17 protein-coding genes are annotated in these 21,471 nt (G+C 61.8%); 13 read left to right on the top strand and 4 right to left on the bottom strand.

Annotation, left to right across the window (positions count from 1 at the left end; translation table 11 throughout):
• Positions 1 to 2 precede the first annotated feature (2 nt).
• The 11 genes from lnt to pnp all read left to right on the top strand — a co-directional run bounded on the left by lnt (position 3) and on the right by pnp (position 13,957).
• A complete protein-coding gene (gene lnt / locus ACM561_RS01145; protein WP_425909860.1) occupies positions 3 to 1,604 on the top strand; it encodes an apolipoprotein N-acyltransferase in 1,602 nt (533 codons plus the stop codon).
• A gap of 210 nt (positions 1,605 to 1,814) precedes the next feature.
• Positions 1,815 to 2,231: a helix-turn-helix domain-containing protein gene (locus tag ACM561_RS01140; protein WP_309773349.1), complete on the top strand. Its 417-nt coding sequence runs from the start codon at positions 1,815 to 1,817 to the stop codon at positions 2,229 to 2,231.
• Positions 2,232 to 2,253: 22 nt separating this feature from the next.
• Positions 2,254 to 3,039: a tRNA (guanosine(46)-N7)-methyltransferase TrmB gene (gene trmB / locus ACM561_RS01135; RefSeq protein WP_425907410.1), complete on the top strand. Its 786-nt coding sequence runs from the start codon at positions 2,254 to 2,256 to the stop codon at positions 3,037 to 3,039.
• A 357-nt stretch (positions 3,040 to 3,396) separates the two neighbouring features.
• Positions 3,397 to 4,176 (top strand): ribosome maturation factor RimP, encoded by a 780-nt coding sequence (rimP, locus tag ACM561_RS01130; RefSeq protein ID WP_425907408.1) that lies wholly within the window; start codon positions 3,397 to 3,399, stop codon positions 4,174 to 4,176.
• A gap of 3 nt (positions 4,177 to 4,179) precedes the next feature.
• Positions 4,180 to 5,787 carry a transcription termination factor NusA gene (gene nusA, locus ACM561_RS01125; RefSeq protein ID WP_425907407.1) on the top strand — a complete coding sequence of 536 codons (1,608 nt, stop codon included), beginning with the start codon at positions 4,180 to 4,182 and terminating at the stop codon, positions 5,785 to 5,787.
• Between the two features lie 262 nt (positions 5,788 to 6,049).
• Positions 6,050 to 6,715: an RNA-binding protein gene (locus ACM561_RS01120; protein ID WP_425907405.1), complete on the top strand. Its 666-nt coding sequence runs from the start codon at positions 6,050 to 6,052 to the stop codon at positions 6,713 to 6,715.
• 68 nt (positions 6,716 to 6,783) lie between these two features.
• Positions 6,784 to 9,411 carry a translation initiation factor IF-2 gene (gene infB / locus ACM561_RS01115; RefSeq protein WP_425907403.1) on the top strand — a complete coding sequence of 876 codons (2,628 nt, stop codon included), beginning with the start codon at positions 6,784 to 6,786 and terminating at the stop codon, positions 9,409 to 9,411.
• 151 nt (positions 9,412 to 9,562) lie between these two features.
• Positions 9,563 to 9,976, top strand: a complete 414-nt coding sequence (gene rbfA, locus ACM561_RS01110; RefSeq protein ID WP_425907402.1) for a 30S ribosome-binding factor RbfA — start codon at positions 9,563 to 9,565, stop codon at positions 9,974 to 9,976.
• 5 nt (positions 9,977 to 9,981) lie between these two features.
• Entirely contained in the window at positions 9,982 to 11,208 is a 1,227-nt protein-coding gene (truB, locus tag ACM561_RS01105) for a tRNA pseudouridine(55) synthase TruB (protein WP_425907401.1), read from the top strand.
• A 2-nt stretch (positions 11,209 to 11,210) separates the two neighbouring features.
• A complete protein-coding gene (rpsO, locus tag ACM561_RS01100) occupies positions 11,211 to 11,480 on the top strand; it encodes a 30S ribosomal protein S15 (RefSeq protein WP_079445085.1) in 270 nt (89 codons plus the stop codon).
• Between the two features lie 320 nt (positions 11,481 to 11,800).
• Positions 11,801 to 13,957 (top strand): polyribonucleotide nucleotidyltransferase, encoded by a 2,157-nt coding sequence (gene pnp, locus ACM561_RS01095; RefSeq protein ID WP_425909858.1) that lies wholly within the window; start codon positions 11,801 to 11,803, stop codon positions 13,955 to 13,957.
• Positions 13,958 to 14,143: 186 nt separating this feature from the next.
• Here pnp and ACM561_RS01090 read toward each other — a convergent pair whose 3' ends face one another.
• Positions 14,144 to 15,058, bottom strand: a complete 915-nt coding sequence (locus tag ACM561_RS01090; protein WP_425907400.1) for a LysR substrate-binding domain-containing protein — start codon at positions 15,056 to 15,058, stop codon at positions 14,144 to 14,146.
• Between the two features lie 256 nt (positions 15,059 to 15,314).
• On the opposite strand from ACM561_RS01090, the gene katG reads away from it, so the two are divergent.
• Both katG and ACM561_RS01080 read left to right on the top strand, forming a co-directional pair.
• Entirely contained in the window at positions 15,315 to 17,507 is a 2,193-nt protein-coding gene (katG, locus tag ACM561_RS01085; protein ID WP_425907398.1) for a catalase/peroxidase HPI, read from the top strand.
• 250 nt (positions 17,508 to 17,757) lie between these two features.
• Positions 17,758 to 18,354, top strand: a complete 597-nt coding sequence (locus ACM561_RS01080; protein ID WP_425907397.1) for a glutathione S-transferase family protein — start codon at positions 17,758 to 17,760, stop codon at positions 18,352 to 18,354.
• A gap of 51 nt (positions 18,355 to 18,405) precedes the next feature.
• On the opposite strand, the gene fabI is transcribed toward ACM561_RS01080, so the two are convergent.
• The 3 genes from fabI to fabA form a co-directional block, all read right to left on the bottom strand.
• Positions 18,406 to 19,239: an enoyl-ACP reductase FabI gene (fabI, locus tag ACM561_RS01075; RefSeq protein ID WP_425907395.1), complete on the bottom strand. Its 834-nt coding sequence runs from the start codon at positions 19,237 to 19,239 to the stop codon at positions 18,406 to 18,408.
• Between the two features lie 177 nt (positions 19,240 to 19,416).
• Positions 19,417 to 20,640 carry a beta-ketoacyl-ACP synthase I gene (gene fabB / locus ACM561_RS01070; protein ID WP_425907393.1) on the bottom strand — a complete coding sequence of 408 codons (1,224 nt, stop codon included), beginning with the start codon at positions 20,638 to 20,640 and terminating at the stop codon, positions 19,417 to 19,419.
• An 82-nt stretch (positions 20,641 to 20,722) separates the two neighbouring features.
• Positions 20,723 to 21,247, bottom strand: coding sequence for a bifunctional 3-hydroxydecanoyl-ACP dehydratase/trans-2-decenoyl-ACP isomerase (fabA, locus tag ACM561_RS01065; RefSeq protein ID WP_309773356.1), 525 nt, complete (start codon positions 21,245 to 21,247; stop codon positions 20,723 to 20,725).
• Positions 21,248 to 21,471: the final 224 nt, after the last annotated feature.

Raw genomic sequence — 21,471 nt, 5'->3', positions numbered from 1 at the left:
GCATGAGCATCGCAGGCAGCGCCAGGACGGCGGGCCTTGCCATCACGTTGTCATGGGGTTGGAAGCGTGCCCTCGTTGCGCTTGTCTCCGGCGCCCTCTCCTCGCTTGCCATGGAGCCTTTCAACCTCTGGCCGTTGCTGTTCATAACCTTCCCGGTCGTAACCTGGCTGATCGACGGATCGGCCGCCGGCCGTCTCGGCGGCGTGCCGGCCGCGGCGCTCGCCGGCTGGCTGTTCGGGTTCGGTTATTTCGTTCCGGGTCTCTACTGGATCGGTAACGCCTTTCTGGTCGATGCACAGACTTTCGCATGGCTGATGCCGTTCGCCGTCATCGGCCTGCCGGCCTATCTCGCACTCTTTACGTCGCTTGGTTTCGCCCTCGCGCGTTTGATTTGGACCAAGGACGCTTCGCGCATTCTCGCACTCGCCGCCGCGCTTACGGTCGGCGAATGGCTGCGCGGACACGCTCTGACAGGGTTCCCTTGGAATGCATTCGGCTATGCGCTGACTGAGCCGCTGGCCCTGGCGCAAACCGCCTCACTGATCGGCCTGTGGGGTTTGACGTTCCTTAGCGTCGCCATCTTCGCGAGCCCCGCCGTACTGATCGATGGCTGGAGCCGCGGTCGCCGGCCATGGCTCGCCCCGGTCATCGCGGGCCTGCTGCTCGTCGCCATGAGCATCTACGGTTCAGTCCGACTATCGCAGCATCCGACGGAATTCACGGATAACGTCAGGCTGCGCATCATGCAGCCCAATTTGGCGCAGGACGCGCGGTTCAACTATTCCGCCAAGCAAGCGGTGATGCAGAGATATCTGGCACTCTCGGACCGCGCCACCGGACCGCAGTCGACCGGCGTCAGCGGCGCAACCGTTCTGATCTGGCCGGAATCGGCTTTCCCGTTTTTTCTTACCCGCGAAGCCGACGCGATGGCGGAGATCGCCGATCTCTTGCCGAAAGGAACGATCCTTATTACCGGTTCGGTCCGCGCGCCCGACCTGCCGCCAGGCGCCAGGATCACACGGGCGTATAACTCGATCTATGTTATCGGCGATGATGGCGGCATCCTGTCGATTTACGACAAGCTCCACCTGGTGCCGTTCGGCGAATTCTTGCCGTTTCAGGGGCTGATGGAAAAGTTGGGCTTCGTTCAACTCACGAAGGTCCAAGGCGGTTTCATTCCGGGAACCGGCCGACGGACCATCGAACTTCCAAACGCTCCGAGCATGCTTCCGCTGATCTGCTACGAGGCGATCTTTCCGGGTGATATCGAATCCAGAGGCGGCCGGCCGGGCTGGATCGTCAACCTCACCAATGACGGCTGGTTCGGGATCAGTACTGGTCCTCACCAGCACCTTCAGCAGGCGCGGCTGCGGGCCATCGAGCAAGGTCTGCCCCTTGTGCGAGCGGCGAACACCGGTATTTCGGTGGTCACGGACCCCGTAGGACGTATTGTCGCACAGCTCGATCTCGGCGTGGAAGGCATACTGGATTCCCGCCTGCCCGCTGCCGTTACGGCCACACCCTACGCCCGCGCTGGCGATATTCCCGCCGCAATCATGGTGGTCATCGCGTTTGTTCTGGTGATTCGACGGCGTCGCGACTAGCCGCGGCGCGTGAATAATTTCATGCGAGTTCCGCTACAGCGCTTCCAATCGCACGATCGATATAGTTCGTGTAACAATTTGCGCGAGTGGTATAATGCAGCCGACTGAGGATTAACTTCGAATTTTTATCATGTGACTGAGTTGAGTTTGACGATCATGGCACCGGGAGCGTATTCAAAGATCGCGGCCCCCTTCGAGGAGACCCAGGAGATGTCGACCAAGGCGCCCAATCCTGTTGACAAGCATGTCGGCAGCCGTGTGCGCATGCGCCGCATCATGCTCGGCATGAGTCAGGAGAAACTCGGCGAAGCTCTGGGACTGACATTCCAGCAGGTTCAGAAATACGAAAAAGGCACTAATCGCGTCGGTGCCAGCCGCATCCAGCAGATTTCCGAGATACTTCAGGTTCCGGTTTCGTTTCTGTTCGAGGGTAGCCCCACGGGTATCTCCAAGGCCGAGGGTCTGAGCGAGGCGCCATCCCCTGCTTACGTCTCCGATTTTCTTGCAACATCCGAAGGTCTCGCGCTGACCCGCGCATTTACCCGGATCACCGATGCAAAGCTGCGCCGCAGCATCGTTGATATGGTTGAACAAATTGCGGCCAAGGAACCGTTAGACCAGCGCTAGGCCTTCACCGAGCGTTGTAACGATGGCTGTCGCTTCCGACCTTCACGATCCGTGTCGTATTGCCGACGATACATCGCTTCGCCGTGAGTCAGGTCACGGCTCGTTTTTCGGACGCCGCAAGGGACACAAGCTGCGATCGCACCAGAGCGACCTGATCGCGCATCTGTTGCCGCGCCTCAGTTTCGATCCCGCCAAGATCGGGCCGTCCAACCTGACCGCGCTGTTCGGCGGCCAGGTTGATGAAATGCGCATTGAAATCGGTTTCGGCGGCGGCGAGCATCTCATCGCCGAAGCGCTGGCCTTTCCGCATACTGGTTTCATCGGTTGCGAACCCTACGTCAACGGCATGGCCAAGATCCTCGCGCAGATCGAAGCGCATGATATCAGCAATATCCGGCTGTTCGCTGGCGATGCATCGGAACTGCTGGCGTGGTTGCCTGAGAGCTCGCTTTCGCGGATTGATCTGATCCATCCCGATCCGTGGCCGAAGCGCCGCCACTGGAAACGCCGTTTCGTCCAGGACACGACCATCGCGGCGATAGCGCGCATACTCCGGCCGGGCGGCGAATTCCGCTTCGTCAGCGACATCGCCGACTACTGCGCATGGACGCTGGCGCATCTGGCGCGATCGCCAGATTTCCTCTGGCTCGCCGAACGCGCCGCCGACTGGCGCAACCCATGGCCGGGCTACACCATGACGCGCTACGGTCGCAAAGCCACGCGCGAAGGCCGCCGCGCGACGTATCTGCGCTTTCGGCGTACAGACCGATCATTACGGACGTCGCTGGCGCCTGAGGGCAGAGCGTAGGTTTTCTTTGGCGAGATTGGCTTGGGGTATCCCGTCTTATCTCCAGCATCGGGCTCCGAAGAGCCGCAAATGATGAAATTCGCCTCTCACGCCCTCGCCGGTCTTGCCGGGGAGCATGAACACGGCTATATTTGTGGAAACTTTCTCATACGAGCGCGTATCGAGAGTGGGACCCGTCGGGACCCGCTCTTTTTTATTACCTGAACGGGCCTCATGCGCCGCGGCGTATCCAGGTTCCTTCAGTCAACAACGCCGACCCGGACGACAAGAGTGGGCGGCACAGCCTATGGGTGGCAGACCCATTAATAATAATATCTTGAATAATAATATCTTGCAGAGCGATCCTTGAACCTGGATATGACCGATCCCGTTGCCCAGATCCCGGATCACGACCTGCTCGACGAGCCCCGTCTCGTGGTCGAGCCGGGCGTCGCCGCGCGGGTCTCGTCGGTGGTCGCCCCGGTTCTGCAAGGCATGGGGTACCGTCTAGTCCGCATCAAGGTGTCAGGTGAAGCCGGCTGCACGGTGCAGATCATGGCCGAGCGGCCAGACGGATCGATGCAGATCGAGGATTGCGAGGCGATCTCGAAGGCCCTGTCGCCGGTGCTCGATATCGCCGATCCAATCGACAAGGCCTATCGGCTGGAAATCTCGTCGCCCGGCATCGACCGGCCGCTAGTGCGCCGATCCGACTTCGAACGCCACGCCGGTCACCTCGCGAAGGTCGAGATGGCGGTCGCCCATCAGGGTCGCAAGCGGTTCCGCGGCATTCTTCGGGGCGTCGAGGATAACGCGGTGCGCCTCCATCGGGACGATGTCCAACAGGGCGACGATGCCGATGTCCTGCTTATCATGGAGGATATCGCCGACGCGCGGCTGGTTCTGACCGACGAGTTGATCGCGGAATCGATGCGGCGGGGCAAAATCGCGGAACGTGAGATGAAACGGAATCTCGGCGTTCTGCCTCCGTCTCCGCCGCACGCGAAAAACGATCTATCAAAACGCAATGCGCCGAAACGGAAACTCAAAAACGGCTCAAAAACCCCCGGGAAAAAGCCGCCGAAGAACACTAAGGAACATCGCCTGACCGCAGAAGGACTGCGGCGCGGCGACATTGATCCCATCGAAGGAGACTAAGTGATGGCCGCTGTCAGCGCCAATAAACTCGAACTGCTGCAGATCGCGGACGCAGTAGCGCGAGAAAAATCCATCGACCGTGGCATCGTGATCGCCGCGATGGAAGATGCGATCGCCAAAGCGGCGCGGGCGCGGTACGGCAGTGAGACCGACGTTCATGCGGAAATTCATCCGAAAACCGGACAGCTCCAGCTCACCCGCCACATGCTGGTGGTCGATCAGGTCGAGAACGCCGCGAACCAGATCTCGCTGAAGGACGCTCAGCGAGCCAATCCGGGCGCGCAGATCGGCGACACCATCGCCGACACACTGCCGCCGCTGGAATATGGCCGCATCTCCGCGCAGTCCGCTAAACAGGTGATCGTGCAGAAGGTGCGCGAGGCTGAGCGTGACCGGCAATATCAGGAATTCAAGGATCGCATCGGCGATATCGTCAACGGCATCGTCAAACGTGTCGAGTACGGCAGCGTCATCGTTGACCTCGGCCGCGGCGAGGCCGTCATACGCCGCGACGAAATGTTGCCGCGCGAGGTTTTCCGCAACGGGGACCGCGTCCGGGCCTATATCTTCGACGTGCGCCGCGAAACTCGCGGGCCGCAAATCTTCCTGTCGCGCACCCATCCGCAGTTCATGGTGAAGCTGTTTGCGCAGGAAGTGCCGGAAATTTACGACGGCATCGTCGAGATCAAGGCGGTGGCGCGCGACCCGGGTTCCCGCGCGAAGATCGGTGTGGTGTCGAGGGATTCCTCGGTCGATCCGGTTGGGGCTTGCGTTGGAATGCGCGGCTCGCGCGTTCAGGCGGTCGTCAACGAGTTGCAGGGCGAAAAGATCGACATCATCCCGTGGTCGCCCGATATCGCGACGTTTGTCGTCAACGCGCTGGCGCCGGCGGAGGTCGCGAAAGTCGTGATCGACGAAGATCGGGAGCGGATCGAGGTTGTAGTTCCCGATACCAACAACCAATTGTCGCTCGCAATCGGGCGGCGCGGACAGAACGTGCGACTCGCCTCACAACTGACCGGCTGGGATATCGACATCCTGACCGAGCAGGAAGAATCGGAGCGACGCCAGGCGGACTTCGAGAATGCAACTCGCATGTTCATGGAAGCGCTCAACGTCGACGAGGTCGTCGGCCAATTGCTGGCGTCGGAAGGTTTTACCTCTGTTGAAGAACTGACGCTGGTCGATACGCGGGAACTCGCCGGCATTGAGGGATTCGACGATGAAACCGCGGGCGAATTGCAGAACCGCGCCCGCGAATATCTCGAGCAACTCGAGGCCGAACTGGAAAGCAGACGAAAGGAACTCGGCGTGGACGACGCTCTGAAGACGGTACCTGGCGTGACATTGAAGATGCTGGTCAAACTTGGCGAGAACGACGTCAGGACAGTCGAGGATCTGGCCGGTTGCGCCACCGACGATCTGGTCGGCTGGACCGAACGCAAGGAAGGCGAAGCGGTCAAACACACGGGTTATTTCGACGGCATCGAGATTTCGCGCGAGGATGCCGAGGCCATCATCATGCAAGCGCGCCTGATCGCCGGCTGGATCAGCGAAGCTGACCTGGCGAAACCGGCAGAGGCCGTCGCCGATGAAGATCAGCCGGCATAGAGCATGATCCTGAAAAGTGGGAACCGGTTTCGATAGATCATGCTCTTTCGTAGGATTTAGGCTGGAGTCTGATCTCAATGCAGGGATTCACACTCCAGAACATTTTCCGGCTAAGTGGGTTTGGTTAGCGTGAAAAAAATGCTCACAACCGGTAACTTGCAGTCACCGCTTCTGCGGAACGTGCGCCAGGACCCCTTCCGCGAAAGCAGACTCGGCTTCGCGGGAAGACCTCGCCGCCGATGACAAGGGGAATGTTCACGACATGCTCGCCATCGCCGACCCGGCAGATCTTGACGACGGACCGCGGACCAACAAATCCGCGACGACGCGGATGTGCGTGGTTACGCGCGAGGTGCGCCCGATCGGCGACTTGATCCGGTTCGTGGTCTCGCCCTCGGGCGAGGTTATCGTGGATCTGAAACGCAAACTTCCCGGCCGGGGCCTCTGGATTTCAGCCTCGCATGCTGCTGTTGCAGAGGCGGTCCGCCGCCACCAGTTTAGCAAGGGCTTCAAGCGGGACGTTCACGTATCGGCCTCTCTGGTTGAGAAGACCCGGCAGTTGATGGTCCGCAGCGCAATCGACGCGCTGGCGGTCGCCGCCAAGGCCGGTCAGGTCGTCGCCGGTTTCGCAAAAGCGGAGGACGCGCTGCTTCGTCATCAAGCGGTTGCCCTGCTTCACGCCGCAGACGGCGCCGCAGACGGAATTCGGAAATTGGATGCTACCGTCGCGAAAATAGCCGCCCAGTCCGGTAGAACGCAGGAAATCCCGGTTGTCACCACCCTGACATCGGCAGAATTGGATTTGGCACTTGGCAGGGCAAATGTGATACATGCAGCCCTGCTCGCAGGCCCGGCGAGCAAGACTTTCCTGCAGCGCAGCCAGATCCTGGTTCGATACCAGGATGGCGGGCAGCGGCAAGGCAGCTGAACACGGCAAGAATTCTAACGACACCACCTGTGCGATCGCGTACAGCGCAACAAGATTGGGACCGCTGAATGGTTGATACGAAAAATCCTGGCGACAAGACTCTGAGCGTCAGCCCGTCCAAGACCTTGACGCTCAAGCCTCGCGTCGAGCAGGGCACCGTGCGCCAGAGCTTCAGCCACGGCCGTACCAAGCAGGTGGTGGTCGAAAAACGCGGCAAGCGTCGAATCGGCGGCGACGCTCCCGGCCCGGAACCGACGGGAACCTCGGAGCCGGTCGCCCCCAGGACGCTGGCTGCCAAGGCTCCACCGGCTCGTGCCGCGACACCCGCCGCTCCGCGCTCGGGTTCAGGCGTCGTGTTGCGGAAACTGACCGAGGACGAGCGTAGCGCGCGAGCGAGCGCTCTGGCGGGAGCCAAAGTGCGTGCCGAAGAAGAGCGCCGTGTTGCGGAAGCCGAAGCTGCGCGGCGCAACAGCAAAGAAGGCATCGAACAGGCCGAGCGCGAGGCCGCCGAGGCTCGCCGCAAGGCTGAGGAAGAGCGCCATCGTCAGGAAGAGGAAGCCAAGCGCAAAGCCGAACTCGAAGCCAAACGCCGGTTCGGCGAAACTGAGACCAAGGCTGCACCGGCCAAGACCACGACCACCACCACGCGCGCGGCGCCTCCGGCGCCTCCGGCGCGGCCGGCCGCTGTCGCCGCCGACGGCAGCGACGAGGACGAGGCTCCGCGCCTGGTCCGTCGTCCCGGCGGCGGCCCCGCCCGTCCTGTGATCGCACCGAAGCCGGCTGCCAAACCGGCGCCCGCCAAGCAACGCGGGCGTCTGACGCTAGCGACGGCGTTGAGCGCCGACGACGTGCGCGAACGATCGATCGCCTCGTTCCGCCGCCGCACCCAGCGCCTGAAGGGTCATGCCTCGAATGAACCGAAGGAAAAGCTGATTCGCGAGGTCATCGTGCCGGAAGCGATCACCATCCAGGAGCTCGCCAACCGCATGGCCGAGCGCGCGGTCGACGTGATCCGGATGCTGATGAAGCAAGGCGCGATGCACAAGATCACCGACGTGATCGATGCCGACACCGCGCAACTCATCGCTGAAGAACTGGGCCATACCGTCAAGCGCGTCGCCGCGAGCGATGTCGAGGAAGGCTTGTTCGATGTGGTCGACGATTCCACCGATACCGAGCCGCGCTCGCCGGTCGTTACCGTGATGGGCCACGTCGATCACGGCAAAACCTCGCTGCTCGATGCGCTGCGCCACGCCAATGTGGTGTCGGGCGAAGCCGGCGGCATCACCCAGCACATCGGCGCCTATCAGGTCGCCTCGCCGGAGAGCGGCAAGAAGATAACCTTCATCGACACGCCAGGTCATGCCGCGTTCACCGCGATGCGCGCCCGCGGCGCCAAGGTTACAGACATCGTCATCCTCGTCGTCGCTGCGGACGACGGCGTCATGCCGCAGACCATCGAGGCCATCAATCACGCCAAGGCCGCCAAGGTCCCGATGATCATCGCGATCAACAAGATCGATAAGCCCGACGCGAAACCAGAACGCGTACGCACCGAATTGTTGCAGCACGAGGTACAAGTCGAATCGATGGGCGGCCAGGTCGTCGACGTTGAGGTATCAGCGAAGAACAAGACCAACCTCGACAAGCTGCTTGAAATGATCTCCCTGCAGGCGGACCTGCTCGACCTTAAGACCAATGCCATGCGCCCCGCCGAAGGCACCGTGATCGAGGCCAAGCTAGATCGCGGCCGCGGCCCTGTGGCCACCGTGCTGGTCCAGCGCGGTACGCTGCGGGTCGGCGACATCATTGTAGCCGGCGCCGAAATGGGCCGTGTCCGCGCACTGATTTCGGATCAGGGCGAGACGGTCGACGAGGCCGGCCCGTCGGTACCGGTCGAAGTGCTTGGATTCAACGGACCGCCGGAAGCCGGCGACCGCCTTGCCGTAGTCGAGAACGAAGCCCGCGCCCGCCAGGTCACGAGTTATCGCGCTCACCAGAAGCGCGAAAACGCCGCCGCCAGCGCCTCCGGCATGCGCGGCTCGCTCGAGCAGATGATGTCGCAACTCAAGACCGCGGGTCGCAAGGATTTCCCGCTGATCATCAAGGCCGATGTGCAGGGCTCGCTGGAAGCCATCCTCGGCTCGCTGGAAAAGCTCGGCACCGACGAAGTCGCCGCGCGCATCCTCCATGCGGGCGTCGGCGGCATCAGCGAATCCGACGTCACACTGGCGGAGGGCTTCAACGCCGCGATCATCGGCTTCAGCGTCCGCGCCAACAAGGAAGCCGCGGCCGCAGCCAAGCGCAACGGCATCGAGATCCGCTACTACAACATCATCTACGACCTCGTGGACGACGTGAAGAAGGCGATGAGCGGACTGCTCGCGCCGACGCTGCGCGAAACCATGCTGGGCAATGCTGAAATCCTCGAAGTGTTCAACATTTCGAAGGTCGGCAAGGTGGCTGGTTGCCGCGTGACCGACGGAAACGTGGAACGCGGCGCCAACGTCCGTCTGATCCGCGACAATGTCGTGGTGCACGAAGGCAAGCTGTCAACGCTGAAGCGTTTCAAGGACGAAGTGAAGGAAGTCCAGTCGGGCCAGGAGTGCGGCATGGCGTTCGAGAACTACGGCGACATGCGCGCCGGCGACGTTATCGAGTGCTATCGCGTGGAGACCATTCAGCGCTCGCTGTGAGTCCGAATCTCACAAGAGAGCTGCGTTAATTGGGATACGGCGTCATGGCCGGACGCGTTCCGGCCATCCACGTCTAAAGCCAGATATCTCGAGAAAAACGTGGATGCCCGCGACAGCGCGGGCATGACGACTGTTTGAAAGACGCCGTTTCATGCCGCGCCATCATCAGCAAGCTAAACAACCCGGTGCCTCGCAACGCCAGTTGCGCGTCGGTGAGACCGTGCGTCACGCGATCGCCGAAATTCTCACGCAGGGTCACGTGCATGATCCCGTGCTTGAAGGACATCTCATCACGGTGCCCGAAGTCCGCATGTCCCCCGACCTCAAGCTCGCGACGATCTACGTGATGCCGCTCGGCGGCCGCGACACCACCGATGTGATCGAGGCGCTCGACCGCAACAGGAAATTCCTGCGCGGCGAGATCGCGCGGCGCGTTAACCTGAAATTCGCACCTGATATCCGCTTCCGCGCCGACGAGCGATTCGACGAAGCGGAACGTATCGAGAAATTATTGAGAACACCTGCGGTGCAGAGAGACCTCGCATCGGATTCGGACGAAAGCTGACGATCATGACGACGCAAAACGGCGCATTCGATTCGCCAATCGGCGAATCGGACGGGCCCGAGAAAAATAATTCTGATCGCGGAAATAATTTTTCCGACACATCGCCACATGACGAGGACAGCTCCCTCTCCCGCTCGGAGCCCGATGAGAGCGGAACTCGCTCCGAGAGGATTGGGGTGGGCGAGTTTTCCTCGGCGACCCATCGCACGAGTGAGATTCGCCACCCCACCCCGCAAGCGGGAGAGGGAAGAAAGAAACAGAACAACCAGCCGCGCCGCGACAGGCGCGACGTGCATGGCTGGGTGATTCTCGACAAGCCCATCGGCATGACATCGACCCATGCGGTGGCGGTCGTGAAGCGGCTGTTTTCGGCCAAACGCGCCGGGCACGCCGGCACACTCGATCCACTGGCCTCGGGCGGTCTGCCGATCGCGCTTGGTGAAGCCACCAAAACCGTTCCTTTCGTCATGGACGGTCGCAAGCGCTATCGCTTCACGGTGCAATGGGGCGAGGAGCGCGATACCGACGACAGCGAGGGCCGGGTTACGGCGACGAGCGCGAACCGCCCCGATGCGGACGCGGTCCGGGCGCTGCTGCCGCGCTTCACTGGCACGATCGAGCAGACCCCGCCGCAATATTCCGCGATCAAGATCCAGGGCGAACGGGCCTATGACCTCGCCCGCGACGGCGAGACCGTCGCTTTGCAGCCGCGACAGGTCGAAATTCACCAACTGACCGTTGTGGAACACACCGATGATGGCCGGTCCGCGTTCGAGGCCGAGTGTGGCAAGGGTACTTATGTGCGGGCGCTGGCCCGCGACATGGGGAGGATTCTTGGCTGTTACGGCCACATCAGCTCGCTACGGCGGACGCTTGTCGGCCCGTTCGGCGAGGCGGACATGATTCCGCTGGAAGAATTGGAAGCTTTGTGCAATAGAGCCGCGTCCGGCGAGGGAAACCTCGCGGACGCTCTTCTGCCCGTTGAGACCGCGCTGGACGACATCCCGGCGCTGGCCGTCACTCGGGCTGATGCGGCAAGGCTCCATCGGGGCCAGGCCGTTTTGTTGCGCGGACGGGATGCACCCCAGAGTAGCGGCGTTGTCTATGTCACGGTGGCAGGCCGGTTGCTGGCCCTCGCCGAACTGGGGCACGGCGAACTCATCCCCAAGCGCGTATTCAACCTGACCGGGCTGACAGCCAGTTCCGGCCGCAACGAAAACGAAAGAGGCTGACGATGTCGGTGACCGCCGAACGTAAAGCGGAAATCATCAAATCCAGCGCCCGCAAGTCGGGCGATACCGGTTCGCCGGAGGTTCAGGTCGCGATCCTGTCGGAACGCATCTCCAACCTTACGAACCATTTCAAGAGCCACACCAAGGACAATCACTCCCGCCGTGGTCTCCTGAAGCTCGTCTCCACGCGTCGTTCCCTTCTCGATTATATCAAGAAGAAGGACGAGGCGCGTTACAAGGCTCTGCTCGAGAAGCACAACATCCGCCGTTGAGCAAAGTCCGCGCGCATCCTCGCGCGCTTGATGCGTGGACGTCAATGTCCGCGCCATGTGTGTGATCTGCAAAAACGACATGCTTTTTGCAAACAGATCACGCCCAAGAAGAGCGTGTCCAGCAGCAATCCGGCGGCTGGGCGATGACGGGTCAAATGCCCGTACCATCGGAAGGATGGACGCCATTCAAGACCTGAAGACCATGGCAGGATCGCCGGACGCTGACACAGCAACGATCGTTGTGGCCAGCGTCCCGCAATCTTGCGCATGGTCTTTGCGTCTGGCGTCCGTGCTTTCGTGAACCCATGAAAGACAACAAGATGTTCAACAAGCATTCAGTCGAGATCGACTGGGGCGGGCGTCCGCTCAAACTCGAAACCGGCAAGATCGCCCGCCAGGCCGACGGCGCCGTGATCGCCATCTACGGCGAGACCGTCGTGCTGGCCACCGTCGTCGCGGCCAAGGCGCCGCGCGAAGGCGTCGATTTCCTTCCGCTCACAGTCGACTATCAGGAAAAGACCTACGCCGCGGGCCGTATTCCCGGAGGCTACTTCAAGCGCGAAGGCCGACCGACAGAAAAAGAGACGCTGGTTTCCCGCCTGATCGACCGCCCGATCCGTCCGCTGTTCGCCGACGGCTGGCGCAACGAGACCCAGGTCATCGTCACCGTACTGTCGCACGACATGGAGAACGATCCCGACGTCCTGGCAATGGTGGCTGCGTCCGCCGCGTTGACGCTTTCCGGCGCCCCGTTCAAGGGGCCGATCGGCGCGGCGCGCGTCGGCTTCATGAATGACGAATACGTGCTCAACCCGACGCTCGACGAAATGGTTGATACCCGGCTCGAACTGGTTGTCGCCGGCACCGCCGACGCCGTGCTGATGGTTGAGTCCGAAGCCAAAGAGCTGAGCGAAGACATCATGCTCGGTGCCGTGATGTTCGGCCACCGTCACTTCCAACCGGTCATCAACGCCATCATCGATCTGGCCGAGAAGGCCGCGAAGGAGCCGCGTGAAGTCAGCCAGGCCGACGACAGCGCGCTCGAGAAAGACATGCTCAGCCTGATCGAAGCCGACTTGCGCCCAGCTTACGCCATTGCCGACAAGCAGCAGCGCCAGAATGCCGTTGCCGCCGCCAAGGCCAAGGTCATCGCGCATTACTTCCCGGAGGGCCAGGAGCCGAAATACGACAAGCTTCGCATCGCCGGCGTGTTCAAGCACCTCGAGGCCAAGATCGTGCGCTGGAACATTCTCGATACCGGCAAGCGTATCGACGGCCGCGACGTCAAGACCGTGCGCAACATCGTCGCCGAAGTCGGCGTATTGCCGCGCGCCCACGGCTCGGCGCTGTTCACCCGCGGCGAGACCCAGGCGATGGTCGTGACGACGCTCGGCACTGGCGAGGACGAGCAGTACATCGATGCGTTGTCGGGAACGTACAAGGAAACCTTCCTGCTGCACTACAACTTCCCGCCCTACTCGGTCGGCGAGACCGGACGCCTCGGCGGCACCAAGCGCCGCGAGATCGGTCACGGCAAACTGGCGTGGCGCGCGATTCATCCAGTGCTGCCGCCGCATCACGAGTTCCCCTACACCATCCGCGTCGTCTCCGAGATCACCGAGTCCAACGGGTCATCGTCGATGGCCTCGGTCTGCGGCGCCTCGCTGGCGCTGATGGATGCCGGCGTTCCCTTGAAGCGGCCGACCGCGGGCATCGCCATGGGCCTCATTCTTGAAGGCAGCCGCTACGCGGTGCTGTCTGACATTCTCGGCGACGAGGATCATCTCGGCGACATGGACTTCAAGGTGGCGGGCACCGAAAGCGGCATCACCTCGCTGCAGATGGATATCAAGATCGCCGGGATCACCGAGGAGATCATGAAGGTCGCGCTCGGTCAGGCCAAGGATGGGCGCATTCACATCCTCGGCGAGATGGCGAAAGCTCTGACCAACGCTCGTGCCGAGCTCGGCGAATACGCGCCGCGCATCGAGACCTTCAAGATTCCGACCGACAAGATCCGCGAAGTGATCGGCACCGGCGGCAAGGTGATCCGCGAGATCGTCGAGAAGACCGGCGCCAAGGTCAACATCGAGGACGACGGCACCGTGAAGGTGGCCTCGAACGACGGCGAAGCGATGAAGGCCGCGATCAAGTGGATCAAGTCGATCGCTTCCGATCCGGAGGTCGGCCAGATCTACGAGGGCACCGTGGTCAAGGTGATGGAGTTCGGCGCCTTCGTGAACTTCTTCGGCGCCAAGGACGGCCTCGTCCACATCAGCCAACTCGCGGCTGGCCGCGTGCAGAAGACCTCCGATGTCGTCAAGGAGGGTGACAAGGTCAAGGTCAAGCTGCTCGGCTTCGACGATCGCGGCAAGACTCGGCTGTCGATGAAGGTAGTCGATCAAGAGACCGGCGAAGACATCGAGGCCAAACAGAAGGCCGAGGCGGCGCCGGCACGTGAGGTCGCAGGCGAATAGGCGTCGTCAGACGCAGTCAGAGTTACGAAAGGGCGGCTTTCGAGCCGCCTTTTTTTGTTTCACTAAAGCGTTTTCAAGCGAAGTGGGCACCGGTTGAAAACGCGTCAGAAGGCTCTAGAGCGCTTCTTTCGATAGAAACGCTTCATCGGAGTACAGCCAGCTCCCTCCCCCGCTTGCAGGGAAGGGTTAGGAGCCGTTCGTCGCAACACAATCCTTAACCACATCGCCCAACGCCTCGAAATCAGCCTTGCGCGGAGAGGTCTTGCGGAAGGCCAGTCCGATGCTGCGGCCGGGTTGCGGCTCTTCCAGCCGTAGAAATTTCACGCGGCTATCGCGTGCCTCGACATCGGCGGCGATCTGCGGGATCAGCGTCACGCCATAACCACCAGCGACCATCTGCATCACCGTGGCAAGGCTGGATGCGCCGAATGTCATGCCGGTCGCGCCCGGCGTCGGCCCACGCGGGATCGTGGCGCAGAACGCCAAAGCCTGATCGCGCAAGCAGTGGCCATCCTCGAGCAGGATCAGGCGTGACTGATCGATGTCGTGCGCCGCCACGCGGCGTTCGCAAGTGCGCGGATCGCTTGCCGGCACCGCCAAGAGAAAGAGATCCTCGAACAGCTCCACGGCGTCGATGTCAGGCTCGCCGAGCGGCAGCGCCAGCATGGCGGCATCGAGCACGCCGCCCTTGATCTCTTCGACAAGCAGCCGCGTCTGCGTTTCCCGCAGTTCAAGCTGCAACTCGGGAAACTTCGATTGCAGCGCGGGCAGGATACGCGGCAGCAGATACGGCGCCAGCGACGGGATGATGCCAAGCGTCAGGCGTCCCGTCAGAGGGTTTGCGCGATGGCGGGCGAAATCGACGAGATCGCGCGCCGACGCCAGCACGTCTTCGGCGCGGCGGGAAATCTCCCGGCCGAGCTCGGTCAGCAGCACCTCGCCGGGACGCCGTTCCACCAGCGTGACGCCAAGAAACTGTTCCAACTCTCGAATCTGCATCGACAGCGCCGGCTGGGTGATGGCGCAAGCCTCCGCGGCGCGTCCAAAATGACAGTGGCGCGCGAGCGCGGCGAGGTAACGGAGCTGTCTGAGCGTGACCATTTCCGATCAGATAAGCTTATCGCTGTGTGAAGGCAAATCGACTGGACCTTATCAAAAACTTCTCCCAAACTCCCACCATCCTCGTGTTGCCGGAGGACTGCGGCATTGTCCGGCCTAACCTTTGTTCAGCATCAGCGCCGGCGAACCCGAACGGACACGCATGGCTCCGCGTTGACACCTCCATCAGGGGTGACCGCGGCTTCTGGGTTGCCAAGGCGGCCATCGGCAACGCGACAGCACAGCATCGGAGACAATCATGGACGCAAAGACCAATGACAAAGGCGCGGGCAAGTGCCCTTTCGCAGGCGGTCACGGATACAGCAATCGTGACTGGTGGCCGGAGCAACTGGACGTTCAGGTCCTCCATCAAAAATCGAACCTGTCCGACCCGATGGGCAGGGACTTCGACTACGCCAAGGAGTTCACCAGCCTCGACCTGAGCGCCGTCATCAACGACTTGAAAGCACTGATGACAGACTCCCAAGATTGGTGGCCGGCCGACTTCGGCCATTACGGCGGGCTGATGGTCCGCCTGGCATGGCATAGCGCGGGAACATACCGCATCACCGATGGCCGCGGCGGCGCCGGCGGCGGTCAGCAGCGTTTCGCGCCGCTCAACTCGTGGCCGGATAACGTGTTGCTCGACCGCGCGCGACGTCTGTTGTGGCCGATCAAGCAGAAGTACGGCCGCAAGATTTCCTGGGCCGATCTCTACGTTCTCGCTGGCAACGCCGCGCTGGAATCGATGGGCTTCAAGACCTTTGGGTTTGCCGGTGGCCGTGCCGATGAATGGGAGCCACAAGAACTGTTCTGGGGCCCGGAAGGAACCTGGCTGGGCGACGAGCGCTATAGCGGCGAACGCGAGCTTGCCGAGCCGCTCGGCGCCGTGCAGATGGGCCTGATCTACGTCAATCCGGAAGGACCGAACGGCAAGCCGGACCCGATCGCAGCCGCCAAGGACATCCGCGAAACCTTCTTCCGCATGGCGATGAACGACGAGGAGACCGTCGCGCTCATCGCAGGCGGCCACACCTTCGGCAAGACCCATGGCGCAGGCGATGCATCGCTGGTCGGTCCGGCGCCGGAATCGGCCGCGATCGAGGATCAGGGCCTCGGCTGGAAAAGCAAATTCGGCTCAGGCAAAGGCGCCGATTCAATCGGCAGCGGCCTGGAAGTCACCTGGACGCAGACGCCGACGAAGTGGGACAACAACTTCTTCGATACGCTGTTCAAATGCGAATGGGAGCTGACCAAGAGCCCGGCTGGCGCTCATCAATGGCAAGCGAAAGACGCGCCCGCGATCACGCCTGATGCCTTCGACGGATCGAAGAAGCACGTGCCGACCATGCTGACCACGGACCTCTCGCTGCGCTTCGATCCCATCTACGGGAAGATCTCAAAGCGCTTCCACGAGAACCCGGACCAGTTCGCGGACGCCTTCGCTCGCGCCTGGTACAAGCTCACCCATCGCGACATGGGACCGCGCCAGCGTTATCTCGGTCCGCTGGTGCCGAAGGAGGTGCTAATCTGGCAGGATCCGATTCCTGCCGTGGACCACGAAGTCGTCAACGACAACGACATCGCCGACCTAAAAGCGAAAATCCTCTCATCCGGTTGCACCGTGGCGCAACTGATTTCGACCGCCTGGGCCTCGGCCTCGACCTTCCGCGGCTCCGACAAACGTGGCGGCGCCAATGGAGCGCGCATCCGCCTCGCTCCGCAGAAGGACTGGGAGGTCAACCAGCCGGCCCAACTGAAAGCAGTGCTGGCGAAGCTCGAAGAGATCCAAACCAAATTCAACGGCGCGCAGACGGGCGGCAAAAAGATCTCGCTCGCCGACCTGATCGTGCTCGGCGGATCGGCTGCGGTCGAGAAGGCGGCCAAGGATGCCGGGATCGACGTGAAGGTGCCGTTCAAGCCGGGACGCATGGATGCGTCGCAGGACCAGACCGACGTCGACTCGTTCGCTCCGCTCGAGCCGCGAGCCGACGCCTTCCGCAACTACACCAACAGCAAGAAACAGCAGTTCATGGCGCCCGAGGAAGCGATGGTGGACCGCGCGCAATTGCTGAAGCTGACGGGCCCTGAGCTGACCGTGCTGATCGGCGGTCTGCGCGTGCTCGGCGCCAATGCCGGCGACTCCAAGCACGGCGTCTTCACCACCCGGCCGGGCAAGCTGACGAACGACTTCTTTGTCAACCTGCTCACCATGGATACCGAGTGGCAACCGGTTGCCGGTCAGGATGGCGTGTACGAAGGCCGCGACCGCAAGACCAATACGCTGAAATGGACCGGCACCCGCGTCGATCTGATCTTCGGCTCGCACTCCCAGCTCCGCGCGTTTGCAGAAGTCTATGCCTGCGCCGACTCCAGGGAGAAGTTCGCGAACGACTTCGCCGCCGCATGGGCCAAGGTGATGAACGCCGACCGCTTCGATCTGAAGCCCTGATCGCAGCGATCACGCGGCGCGGCGATTCTTGTCGCGACATGCAGTTCAACACGAAGCCCCTGTGATCTCATCGCAGGGGCTTCGTCATCGATTCCGATATTGAGAGCGGGATGCGGGCGGAAAAACCGCTGTACACTTTTCCTCATCCCGCTCCAGTGTCGCGATATGGCCATCCCGTTCACTTACAAGGGGCTATCCAGCCCGCCACACCAATTGCCAAACGATCGCTGGAGAAAAGGATAACTATTCGATGATGAAACTCTACTGGTCGCCGCGCTCGCGTTCGTTCACCACGCTCTGGCTGATGGAGGAAACCGGACAACCCTACGAGCGGGTCTTGATCGACATCTCGACCGGCGCGCAGAAAGCGCCGGAATTTCTCGCCATCAACCCGATGGGCAAGGTGCCCGCACTGACTGACGGCGACATTGCGACCGCCGAGGTGGCGGCGATCTGCGCCTATGTCGCCGAGCGTTTTCCGGATGCGAAGCTGGCTCCGCCGCTCGGCGATGCGCGCCGGGCAAAATATCTGCAATGGTTGTTCTTCGGACCGAGCTGCATCGAGCCGGCATTAATCCAGATTTTCACCAAGCTCGAGATGCCGTCGAGCACGGCCGCGTGGGGGAACGCCACTCAGGTGTTCGATGTGCTCGACAAGGCGCTGGAAAAGGGGCCGTGGATTCTCGGCAACGATTTCTCCGCCGCCGACATCGTAATCGGCTCCGGACTGAACTTCGCGATCCGCCAGTTCAAGATGGTGCCACCGCGGCCAGCCTTCGATCGCTACATCGACCGCTGCATGGCGCGGCCGGCGTTTCAACGTGCGGAGAAAATCGCGGCAGGATGATCAGTTTTTCCGCTTGTGAGAGAAGACGCGACTGCCGTACCGCTTCAGAGCCTACTTCGCCGCATCGTTCGACGCGCCGTTGCTCATGCCATCGCCGCGCAACGCGTCGGGCTGCGGCATCGCAATGATGTTGTAGCCGGAATCGACGAAATGAATCTCGCCGGTCACCCCGCCGGACAGATCCGACAACAAATATAGCCCGGCGCCGCCAAGCTCATCGAGACTGACGCCACGTCCGCGCGGCGAATGCTTCTGCTGGAACGCAAACATGAAGCGTGCATCGCCGATCCCGGCCCCGGCCAGCGTGCGGATCGGACCCGCCGAAATGGCATTGACGCGGATGTTCTGCCCGCCGAAATCGACCGCCAGATAGCGCACCGATGCTTCCAGCCCTGCCTTGGCGACGCCCATCACGTTGTAATTCGGCATCGCGCGGTCGCCGCCGTTATATGTCAGCGTGAGCATGCTGCCGCCGTCCGGCATCAGGGCAGCGGCGCGTTTCGCGGCTTCGGTGAAGGCGAAACACGAGATCAGCATGGTGCGCGCAAAATTCTCGCGCGTGGTGTCGGCGTAACGGCCATTCAGTTCGCTCTTGTCGGAGAACGCGATGGCATGAACCAGGAAATCCATTTTGCCCCAGGCCTTGCCGATATCGGCGAACACCTTGTCGACAGAGGCGATGTCCTCGACATCGCACGGCAGCACCATTTTGCTGCCAACCGATTCGGCGAGCGGCCTGACCCGCTTGGCCAGCGCCTCGCCCTGGTAGGTAAAGGCCAGTTCCGCGCCGTGCGCAGCCAGTGTCTTGGCGATACCCCAGGCGATCGAGTGGTCGTTGGCGACCCCCATGATCAAGCCGCGCTTGCCTTGCATCAGGTGTGTCATGCGAGACTCCGTCATGCCCGGCCCCGTGCCGGGCATCCACGCCTTAGCGACGTGGACAGGTTAAAAGGTTTGGATGGCCGGGTCATCCGCGCAAGACATGCTTCGCGCTAAGCCCGGTCTTGACAATATCGATATCGCCGCGACGCCGAAGATCTTCAGCGCCGCCGCTCAAACCGATTACGCATCTAGTCGTTTGAACACCAGCGTGGCATTGGTCCCGCCGAAACCAAACGAGTTCGACATCGCCGTGCCAATTTTGGCGTTGTCGATACGCTTACGCACAATCGGCATATCCGCGAACACCGGATCGAGTTCGGTGATGTTGGCGCTTTCGCAAATGAAGCCGTTGTTCATCATCAGAAGCGAATAGATCGCTTCCTGTACGCCGGTCGCGCCGAGCGAATGTCCCGTCAGCGACTTGGTAGCGGAAATCGGTGGGCACTTGTCACCCGTGCCGAACACCTTGCGGATCGCCTCGATTTCCGGCGGATCCCCCGCTGGCGTCGAGGTCGCGTGCGGGTTGATGTAGTCGACTTTCGTTTTCACCGTCGACATCGCCATCTTCATGCAGCGCTCGGCGCCCTCGCCCGACGGCGCGACCATGTCGTAGCCGTCAGACGTGGCGCCATAGCCGACGACTTCGCCGTAAATGCGTGCGCCGCGAGCCTTCGCGTGCTCGAGTTCTTCCAGAACCACGACACCGGCACCGCCGGCGATCACGAAGCCGTCGCGACTGACATCATAGGCACGCGAGGCTGTCGCCGGCGTATCGTTGTATTTCGAGGACATCGCGCCCATGGCGTCGAACAGCACCGAGAGCGACCAGTCGAGTTCCTCACAACCGCCGGCGAAAATGATGTCCTGCTTGCCGAACTGAATGGTCTCATAGGCGTTGCCGATACAGTGGTTGGACGTCGCGCAGGCCGACGAAATGGTGTAGTTGACCCCCTTGATCTTGAACCAGGTGGCGAGCGTCGCCGACGCGGTGGATGACATCGCCTTGGGCACCGCGAACGGGCCGACGCGCTTGGGGCCTTTGCTCCGCGTTATATCAGCCGCTTCCACGATTGTACGAGCGGACGGGCCACCGGAACCCATAATGATTCCGGTTCGCTCGTTGGAGATGTCATTCGGCTCTAGACCCGAATCGCGGATCGCCTGCTCCATCGCAACGTGATTCCATGCCGCACCTTCGGCGAGGAAGCGCATCGCGCGACGATCGATTACGTCGGCCGGATTCAGCGTCGGCGCACCCTGCACCTGAGAGCGAAAACCGAGCTCCGCATACTTCGCCGCGCGCGTGATGCCGGATTTGGCCTCGAAGAGACTGGACAGCACTTCCTGAGTATTGTTTCCGATCGACGAGACAATGCCCATCCCCGTGACGACCACCCGCCTCATGATCGCCTCGCATCAAAGTCATGTTGTCTCATGAAACGTCCTCGTCAAAAACCCAACCTGCATCATCCGGCGACCTCGGCCGTCACGTCCCCGGTTTTGCATCCTGCTTGAACAGGCCGACCTTCAGGTCTTTCGCGCGGTAGATAATATCATCGTCGGCGGAAAGCCACCCGTCCGCGATTCCGAGCACGAGCTTCGAGCGCATCACCCGCTTGACGTCGACATTGTAGACGACCTTGCGAATGTGCGGCAGCACCTGACCGGAGAACTTCAGGTCGCCGATACCGAGCGCACGTCCACGGCCTTCACCGCCCGTCCAGCCCAGAAAAAATCCAACCATCTGCCATAGCGCATCGAGGCCAAGGCAGCCGGGCATCACCGGATCGCCCTTGAAATGGCAGCCGAAGAACCAGAGGTCGGGTTTGACGTCGAGTTCGGCGCGGATCAATCCTTTTCCAAACTCCCCGCCATCTTCAGTGATGTCGGTGATGCGATCGAACATCAGCATCGGCGGCAAAGGCAACTGGGCGTTTCCCGGCCCGAACAGCTCCCCCCGGCCGCAAGCCAGCAAACCCTCGTAATCATAGCTGCTGCGCCGGTCCTGCATGCTGCGTGGCCTTTCTCTCTGTTGGACAATGATGGTTGGAAAGGCGCACGAGACGTGTGCTTTTTCAACTGAGACGGACACTGATCCTAAAGATCAGCGCATTGTGGCTCTCTAACACAGGGTCCGGAGGGGGCAAAGAGCGCCCGTTTCGCGTGAGCGTCTGGCGATCCTATGTGATGCAAGCGATGATTCGAGCGAGGCGGGCAACCGTGCGATTCGCCTGA

Origin of the sequence: Nitrobacter sp. TKz-YC02 (assembly GCF_049852135.1) — a bacterium.
Taxonomy (GTDB): domain Bacteria; phylum Pseudomonadota; class Alphaproteobacteria; order Rhizobiales; family Xanthobacteraceae; genus Nitrobacter; species Nitrobacter vulgaris.
The sequence above is the reverse complement of the archived record's forward strand: the minus strand, read 5'-3'. Positions and strand labels throughout refer to the sequence as shown.

Coding starts and splice junctions, on each gene's coding strand:
- lnt (WP_425909860.1), top strand. CDS start 3: ATGAGCATCGCAGGCAGCGCCAGGACGGCGGGCCTTGCCATCACGTTG.
- ACM561_RS01140 (WP_309773349.1), top strand. CDS start 1,815: ATGTCGACCAAGGCGCCCAATCCTGTTGACAAGCATGTCGGCAGCCGT.
- trmB (WP_425907410.1), top strand. CDS start 2,254: ATGGCTGTCGCTTCCGACCTTCACGATCCGTGTCGTATTGCCGACGAT.
- rimP (WP_425907408.1), top strand. CDS start 3,397: ATGACCGATCCCGTTGCCCAGATCCCGGATCACGACCTGCTCGACGAG.
- nusA (WP_425907407.1), top strand. CDS start 4,180: ATGGCCGCTGTCAGCGCCAATAAACTCGAACTGCTGCAGATCGCGGAC.
- ACM561_RS01120 (WP_425907405.1), top strand. CDS start 6,050: ATGCTCGCCATCGCCGACCCGGCAGATCTTGACGACGGACCGCGGACC.
- infB (WP_425907403.1), top strand. CDS start 6,784: ATGGTTGATACGAAAAATCCTGGCGACAAGACTCTGAGCGTCAGCCCG.
- rbfA (WP_425907402.1), top strand. CDS start 9,563: ATGCCGCGCCATCATCAGCAAGCTAAACAACCCGGTGCCTCGCAACGC.
- truB (WP_425907401.1), top strand. CDS start 9,982: ATGACGACGCAAAACGGCGCATTCGATTCGCCAATCGGCGAATCGGAC.
- rpsO (WP_079445085.1), top strand. CDS start 11,211: ATGTCGGTGACCGCCGAACGTAAAGCGGAAATCATCAAATCCAGCGCC.
- pnp (WP_425909858.1), top strand. CDS start 11,801: ATGTTCAACAAGCATTCAGTCGAGATCGACTGGGGCGGGCGTCCGCTC.
- ACM561_RS01090 (WP_425907400.1), bottom strand. CDS start 15,058: ATGGTCACGCTCAGACAGCTCCGTTACCTCGCCGCGCTCGCGCGCCAC.
- katG (WP_425907398.1), top strand. CDS start 15,315: ATGGACGCAAAGACCAATGACAAAGGCGCGGGCAAGTGCCCTTTCGCA.
- ACM561_RS01080 (WP_425907397.1), top strand. CDS start 17,758: ATGATGAAACTCTACTGGTCGCCGCGCTCGCGTTCGTTCACCACGCTC.
- fabI (WP_425907395.1), bottom strand. CDS start 19,239: ATGACACACCTGATGCAAGGCAAGCGCGGCTTGATCATGGGGGTCGCC.
- fabB (WP_425907393.1), bottom strand. CDS start 20,640: ATGAGGCGGGTGGTCGTCACGGGGATGGGCATTGTCTCGTCGATCGGA.
- fabA (WP_309773356.1), bottom strand. CDS start 21,247: ATGCAGGACCGGCGCAGCAGCTATGATTACGAGGGTTTGCTGGCTTGC.